This window comes from Azospirillum formosense, assembly GCF_013340925.1.
Lineage (GTDB): Bacteria > Pseudomonadota > Alphaproteobacteria > Azospirillales > Azospirillaceae > Azospirillum > Azospirillum formosense.
This window is the reverse complement of record NZ_WHOR01000526.1, coordinates 1-910: the sequence shown is the minus strand read 5'-3', so window position 1 is coordinate 910 and position 910 is coordinate 1. Positions and strand designations below refer to the sequence as shown.

The window sequence follows — 910 nt, the reverse complement described above, 5'->3', positions numbered from 1 at the left end:
TTTTGTCTTGACTCCGCGGCGCACCGATCTGCACAGCTGGTGGGCGGTGCCCGTCGTCGGGTCGGCATAAGCGGACGCCGATAAGCGGCAGGACGGGGTGGGTGGGGCGGCGCCGGGCGGCGGGGGCGTCGGCGAGCAGCAGCGCCGGCTGCGCCGCCATGGCCAGCGCCAGCGCGGCCCGCCAGCGCATCGCCTCGCCCAGCTCTTGCGGGTGGAGCGCCAGCCGGCGCGCGGCGGCGGGCACCTGGAAGCGCTCCAGCGCCTCGGCGGCGCGGCGCAGGGCGGTGCGCTCGTCCAGCCCCGACTGATGGGCCAGCAGGTCGGTGAACTGGGCGCCGAGCGTGCGAAGCGGGTCCAGGGCGCCGTCCTGGGTGACCAGGATGCGCCGTCCTTGGATGCGGATGTCGCCCAGCACCGTGACGCCCTTCGGGGCGAGGCCGGCCAGCGCGCGCAGCAACAGCGTCTGGCCCGCCCCGGCGCCGCCCGACAGGGACAGCACCTCGCCGGCCGCGACGGCGAAGCTCAGCCGGTCGAGCAGGATGTCGCGGCTGGTCAGCAGGGACAGACCCTCCACCCGCAGCGGCGCGCCGCCCTCCGCTCTGTTCACCGCCGTCCTCCCGAGACCGTGGAGAAGGCCAGCCGCATCCCGTCGCCCACCCCGTGCAGCGCCCACAGGGTCAGCGCCAGCAGAAGCGCCGGCCCGGCCAGCGCCGCGACGTCGCCAGCCCGCGCCGCCGCGCCGACGGCGGTTCCCCAGCCGGTCACCCCCTCCGGCAGGCCGAGGCCGAGCAGGCTGGCGAGGCTTTCCGCCATCAAGGCGCGGGGAAAGGCGGTCCAGGCCGCCGCGGCGAGCGGCAGGGCGGCGTTGGGCAGGATGTGGCGGCGCAACCGGCGTCCGCCGGGGAGCCCG

At 77.0% G+C, this 910-nt stretch carries 2 protein-coding genes; both read right to left on the bottom strand.

Annotation, left to right across the window (positions count from 1 at the left end):
• Positions 1–607: ATP-binding cassette domain-containing protein (locus tag GBZ26_RS29600; RefSeq protein ID WP_174441830.1), on the bottom strand; the 607-nt coding region annotated here is incomplete at its 3' end.
• A partial coding sequence (locus tag GBZ26_RS29595) for an ABC transporter permease subunit (RefSeq protein ID WP_174441829.1) occupies positions 604–910 on the bottom strand: 307 nt, incomplete at its 5' end. The genes GBZ26_RS29600 and GBZ26_RS29595, both read right to left, overlap by 4 nt.